Here is a 5,934-nt window from a genome sequence, read left to right as displayed (position 1 = left end):
CTGTATTTGCGAAGTACTTCAGTCTCAAAGCGGCGGAACCGGCCAAGTATGCCGAAAAACGTGCCCTTGCGCTTACAGCTCGTAAATTGGTGCGGTTGGTCGATTATCTGCTGCGAACCAACCGACTTTACGAACCCAGAGAGGTGATCCGACAAAACGCATGACATAGGCCCTTTCATCTAACCGCCTATTTCCTTGATATTTAGGAAATATCTGAAAAATCTAGGTAGGGCGGGTTTAGTTTGGGTTTGCCTTTTTCCGGGTCACCCCCTGAAAAGAGTGCGGTTCATTCAAAATCATTGAATTTAAGGACTTGACATCGTACCGCTGCTCTCTATGTCGTCGTGCCTTTTATTGTAGGAAAAGAACCTTTAATCAACCTTAATCGCAATCGCCGCACGGGTGCAACTCAAAATTTACACTGCGTTTACAATTTAAGATTCGTTAAAGGTTCGCGCCCTAAGATACAGGCATGAAGGCGACTTCATCGCTATAGGAGAGGAGCGCTGAACATGGCAATCGAAGTGTTCAACCGATATGAGAACAAGTATCTGATGGATACCAAAGCGTTCTACGGCATCTACAACCGTCTGATGGAATATATGGAGCCGGACGCATACAACAAGGACGACAAGTTCTACTCCATCAGCAACCTTTACTACGACACCGAACGGCATACGCTGGTCCGCGACAGTCTGTCGAGGCCAAAGTACAAGGAGAAGCTGCGCATTCGGGCCTACGGGGTCCCCGCCCCCGACGCCAAGGTCTACCTGGAGTTGAAGAAGAAGGTGTTCGGCCTCGTCAACAAGCGCAGGACGGCGCTGAAGCTTCACGAAGCTTACGAATTTGTCAGGACGGGCCGGCCGCCCGAGTACCGGGAGGGAATGAACAAGCAGGTCATCGGGGAGATCGAGTACTTCCTGTCGAGGTACGAGCTGCAGCCGATGGTGTACCTGGCCTACGACCGGATCGCGATGTTCTGCAAGGGCAACCGGGATCTGCGAATCACGTTCGATACGAATATCCGGTCGAGGCGCTACGATCTGAAGCTGGAGAGCGGCGACTATGGCGAGCAGCTTCTCGATCGGGGCCAGTGGCTGATGGAAGTGAAGGCGGAGAAGACGATCCCGGTCTGGTTGGCCAAAATGCTGTCGGAGCACCGGATGTACCGAACGAGCTTCTCCAAATACGGCAACGAGTACAAAAAATCGATCCGATACGCGAACGAGAGGGAGAGCATCGTCCTATGATCGAATCTATCTTCGCTTCAACCGCCGCCACGACGGAATTAACGCTTGCCGACGCGCTGCTGACTTTCGGCATCGCCATCGTCCTGGGCGGCATCATCAGCTGGACGTATATGAAGACCCAGACGGCCTATTCCCAGAGCTTCACGCTCACGATGATGGTGCTGCCGACGATTGTGGCCATTATTATTCTGCTGATCGGCAGCAATATCGCGAGGGCGTTCAGTCTCGCCGGCGCCTTCTCCATCATCCGGTTCCGAAGCGCTCCGGGCGATTCCAAGGATATCTCGTACGTCCTGTTCACGATGGCGGCGGGATTGGCCTGCGGCGTAGGCGCTTACGGCTATGCGGTTCTGTTCACCGTGTTCCTGTGCGTGCTGATGTTCGTCCTGAAGGCCGTCAAATTCGGAGCGAACAAGGCGTCGCTGAAGACGCTGAAGGTCACTATTCCGGAAAATTTGGGGTACGAGGAAGCCTTCGACGAGATTTTCAAGAAGTTCAATGTCGACTATGAGCTGAAGAAAGTCCGCACGACTGAGCTCGGAAGCCTCTATGAGCTGGTGTACGCCGTGAAGATCGGCCCGGACACGAACCAGAAGGAGCTTCTTGACGCCGTCCGAACCCGCAACGGCAATCTCGATATTACGCTCACGATGAATCCTGTCGTGCAGGAATACTAACCGAAGGAGAGGTGGATCGAAAATGAAATATACCCCCAGAGCGAAGATGATCGTTACCGCTCTCTTGTGCGCCGTATTGGCGGCGGGATGCAGCGCGAATTTTGCCAGTCCTGCGTCCGACGATGCGTCGGCGTCCGCGTCGGCGGCCAGCGAGGCGGCCGCTGCCGCCAGCGTCCAACTGGCCGGCCTGGATCCGACCGAGCAGGCCGGGTACGACGAGGACGACGAGCGGACGTCCTGGAGCGCGGACAGCTCGACCGCGATCGCGCTCAGCGGCGCCGGAGCTTCCGTCGACGGCTCGGGAGCGGAGGCGGAAGGCGGCGTCGTGACGATCACGGCCGCCGGCACTTACGTGGTGAGCGGCTCGCTGGACGACGGCCAGCTCGTGATCGACGCGCCGGAAGACGCCGTCGTGCATCTCGTGCTGAACGGCGCGACGATCCGCAACGGCGACGGCGCGGCCATCTACGTCAAGGAAGCGGACAAGACGATCGTCACGCTGCAGGAAGGCACGGACAATGCCGTGTCGGACGGCGAGACGTATGCGGATACGTCCGATGACGCGCCGACCGCCGCGATCTTCAGCCGAGGCGATCTGACGATCAACGGCGCCGGCAAGCTGGCCGTCCAAGGCAACTCGAACGACGGCATCACCTCCAAGGACGATCTGAAGATCATGAGCGGCACAATCGATGTCAAGGCCGTCGACGACGGGCTGATCGGCCGCGATCTGGCGGCGGTCAAGGACGGCACGGTCACGGTCGAGGCGGGCGGCGACGGCGTGAAGACGACGAACGACACCGACGCGGACAAGGGCTTCGTGGCGATCGCGGGAGGGACGTTCGACATTCAGGCCGGCAGCAACGGCATCCAGGCGGCTTCCACCATCGTCATCGGAGGCGGTACGTATCATATCGTATCCGGCGGAGGCAGCGCGGCATCGACGAAGACGCATGCGCAGGATCAGCCGCCGGGCCGATTCCAGAACGGCCTGCAAGATAAGACGCAGGCTGCTGCGTCTCAGGCGGACGATACGGAATCGTCCAGCGGCAAGGGGCTGAAAGCGACGGCGAACGTGGCGATCACGGACGGCACGTTCCAGATCGACGCGGCCGACGACGCCATTCACAGCAACGCCAGCATCGCCATCACGGGCGGGCAGTTCAGCCTGGCGACAGGCGACGACGGGATTCACGCGGACACCTCGCTTGCCGTCGCCGGCGGCACGATCGACGTCACCGCGAGCTATGAAGGCATCGAGAGCGCGGACATTGCCATCACGGGCGGCGAGATCCATATCGCCGCGAGCGACGACGGCGTCAATGTCGGCGGAGGCAACGACAATTCGACGGCTGGCGGACGCGGCGGCCCGGATTCGTTCAGCTCGTCGGGCGGCGGCATGCTGACGATTACGGGAGGCTACGTGTACGTCGACGCGACGGGCGACGGTCTGGACTCCAACGGTTCGATCGCCATGTCCGGCGGCACCGTGCTGGTGAACGGCCCGACGAATAACGGCAACGGTCCGCTCGACTACGACGGCACCTTCGAGCAGACGGGCGGCTTCCTCATTGCGGCCGGCAGCTCGGGCATGGCCCAGGCGCCGTCCGAGGATTCGTCGCAGCGCTCCATCCTGATGACCTTCCCGAGCGCGCTTGCGGCAGGTACGTTGGTGACGCTGACGGAAAGCCAGGGAACCGCGATTGCGACCTTCGCTCCGGCGAAAACTTTTCAGAGCATCGTGATTTCGTCCCCGAACCTGAAGGCGGGCGAAACATACGCTCTCTACACCGGAGGAGCGGCAACCGGAACGGCGAAGGATGGACTGTATGAAGGCGGCACGTACGAAGGCGGCACGAAGGTGGTCAGCTTCACGCTGGGCGATACCGTGACGTATGTCAACGAGTCCGGCGTCACGACCGGCGGCGGAGGCCGCGGGCCGGGCGGCGGTGGCGGGACTGGCGGCGGACCCGGTGGCGGCGGCCCGGGCGGTCCGGGCGGCCAGGGTGGCCGGGGCGGTATGGGACCGGGAGGCGGCCGACCGGCGGATGAAGGCGGCCAGTCCCAGTAAGGCGCCGCGCAGTAGAAGTCAGGCCATTCCGGACCCGGCGGCGGGTCTCGGAATGGCCTGTCGTATGAGCCCGACAGACGTTGCACGGGAGTGAGTCCGTTGGGCGGTCAACCGTCGATCGCGACCGGGCCGCGCTTGCGGGATGCGCGGACCGGCCTTTTGCCGCTGCGGCGTTTAATCGTCGTATCTCTTGAAGGTTGCGTCGCTCTTCGTCGTGGCGCTGCTTGCGGCATCGATCTTGTCGAGCTGCAGGACGTAATTGTAATGCCGCACGTAGGAACCGGGCCGGCTGTACGACTGGAAGGAGAGCTTCGAGCTGTCCGCCCAGCCGGCCGCCGGCAGGAAGGTCGCGTCCTCCTTGTAAGCGGAGGTGTCGGCGAACGCTTCAAGAACGAGATGTCAGGTTACAGCGGCGTGCCGTGTAGCTTGTGCCGCTGTAAGCCGCAGTGCGCATATTATCGTCGCAGGTATGCTTATCTCCTCGAAGGCGACTTTTCCGGTTTTGCGGCAGGATCCGTATTCACCATTGGGTACGGATGATCCTCGACCTTGGGGATCGGCTTCCGGATCAGCTTCTCGATGTCCTTCAGATAAGGGATCTCTTCGTACTCGCAGAAAGAGATCGCGACTCCGCTGAGGCCCGCTCGGCCCGTGCGGCCGATCCGGTGAACGTAGGTCTCCGGAACGTTGGGGAGATTGAAGTTGATGACGTGAGAGAGCTCTTCGATATCGATGCCTCTCGCCGCGATATCCGTGGCGACCAGGACGCGAGTCGCGCCGCTCTTGAAGTTGTTCAAGGCCGTCTGGCGGGCGTTCTGGGACTTGTCGCCGTGGATCGCTTGCGCGGTAATATTGGCTTTGTTCAGGCCGCGGGCGATTCGGTCGGCGCCGTGCTTCGTGCGGGCGAAGACGAGCGCCGAAGCGATGGAGCGATCCTGCAGCAACAAGTTCAACAGCTTCAGCTTGTTTTCTTTGTCCACGAAGTAAACGGATTGGTCGATCCGCTCGGCGGTGGAGGACACGGGCGTAATTTCGATTTTCACCGGATTATGCAGCAGGGTTTGGACCAGCTTGGTGATCTCCGGCGGCATCGTGGCCGAGAAAAACAAGGTCTGCCGTTGAGCGGGCAGCTTGGCGATGATGCGCTTCATGTCGTGGATGAAGCCCATGTCCAGCATCCGGTCGGCCTCATCCAGCACCAGGATTTGAATCTGTCTCAAATCGACCAGGCTTTGGTTCATCAGGTCGATCAGCCGGCCCGGCGTCGCGATAAGAATATCGGCGCCTTGCTCCAGCGATTGCTCCTGCGCCTTCTGCGACACACCGCCTACGATCACGGCGCTTCTCAGTCTTGTGTATTGACCGTAAATCTTGATATTGTCGTCAATTTGAATGGCCAGCTCCCGAGTCGGGGTGAGAATCAGGGAACGAATCGGGCGACGCGCATTCGGCTTGACCGGCTGCTCGCTTAAGAGCTGGATGATCGGCAGCGCGAATGCCGCCGTCTTGCCCGTTCCGGTCTGTGCGCAGCCGAACAAGTCCCGGCGGGCCAGAACGGCCGGAATCGCTTGCTCCTGGATCGGCGTCGGCGCGGAGTAATTCTCCTTGGCCAGCGCTTTAAGAATCGGGGGGATGAGCTTTAAATCCTTGAACGTCATAGGGTCTCCTTTAAGGTTGGCAATATAATCCCCAGCGTGACGCGAGGGGAAGGCGGCCTTCCGTTCTTTCCACTTTACCACGTTCTCGCAACTTGCGCATTTCCTGGCGGTCCATTTTACGAGACAAAGAAGCTCAACCGTTGAGCTACATAGGCGGAAGTTTGGTGGCAACGTCCAAAGAGACTCAACCGTTGATGTACATATGCGGAGATTCGGTGGCAACGGCGAAAGAGACTCAAACCGTTGAGCCACATAGGCGGAAGTTCGGTGGCAACGGC

At 59.9% G+C, this 5,934-nt stretch carries 4 protein-coding genes and 2 pseudogenes; 4 read left to right on the top strand and 2 right to left on the bottom strand.

Annotated elements, in window-relative coordinates; all coding sequences use genetic code 11:
* The 4 genes and pseudogenes from G485_RS31670 to G485_RS0117025 form a co-directional block, all read left to right on the top strand.
* Window positions 1–164: pseudogene (locus G485_RS31670) on the top strand (IS110 family transposase); the annotation flags it as partial.
* 348 nt (window positions 165–512) lie between these two features.
* Complete coding sequence (locus G485_RS0117035; protein WP_027093509.1) at window positions 513–1,250, top strand: polyphosphate polymerase domain-containing protein; 738 nt, start codon at window positions 513–515, stop codon at window positions 1,248–1,250.
* A complete protein-coding gene (locus G485_RS0117030) occupies window positions 1,247–1,927 on the top strand; it encodes a DUF4956 domain-containing protein (RefSeq protein WP_027093508.1) in 681 nt (226 codons plus the stop codon). The genes G485_RS0117035 and G485_RS0117030 overlap by 4 nt, the downstream gene beginning before the upstream one ends.
* 22 nt (window positions 1,928–1,949) lie before the next feature.
* Entirely contained in the window at window positions 1,950–3,998 is a 2,049-nt protein-coding gene (locus G485_RS0117025; protein ID WP_051318364.1) for a carbohydrate-binding domain-containing protein, read from the top strand.
* A gap of 174 nt (window positions 3,999–4,172) precedes the next feature.
* On the opposite strand, the pseudogene G485_RS30065 reads toward G485_RS0117025, so the two are convergent.
* Together G485_RS30065 and G485_RS27070 are read right to left on the bottom strand one after the other, a co-directional pair.
* Window positions 4,173–4,382, bottom strand: a pseudogene (locus tag G485_RS30065) (AbfB domain-containing protein); the annotation flags it as partial.
* An 89-nt stretch (window positions 4,383–4,471) separates the two neighbouring features.
* Window positions 4,472–5,656, bottom strand: coding sequence for a DEAD/DEAH box helicase (locus G485_RS27070; protein ID WP_084423362.1), 1,185 nt, complete (start codon window positions 5,654–5,656; stop codon window positions 4,472–4,474).
* Between the last annotated feature and the right edge of the window lie 278 nt (window positions 5,657–5,934).

The organism is Cohnella thermotolerans DSM 17683 (assembly GCF_000429825.1).
GTDB classification, from domain to species: Bacteria; Bacillota; Bacilli; order Paenibacillales; family Paenibacillaceae; genus Cohnella; species Cohnella thermotolerans.
Note: the sequence above shows the minus strand (reverse complement) of the source record. Positions and strands in the feature narration are given on the sequence as shown.

Bases quoted from the DNA above. Each gene is read 5' to 3' on its own strand.
- G485_RS0117025 (WP_051318364.1), top strand. From the start codon at position 1,950: ATGAAATATACCCCCAGAGCGAAGATGATCGTTACCGCTCTCTTGTGC.
- G485_RS0117030 (WP_027093508.1), top strand. From the start codon at position 1,247: ATGATCGAATCTATCTTCGCTTCAACCGCCGCCACGACGGAATTAACG.
- G485_RS0117035 (WP_027093509.1), top strand. From the start codon at position 513: ATGGCAATCGAAGTGTTCAACCGATATGAGAACAAGTATCTGATGGAT.
- G485_RS27070 (WP_084423362.1), bottom strand. From the start codon at position 5,656: ATGACGTTCAAGGATTTAAAGCTCATCCCCCCGATTCTTAAAGCGCTG.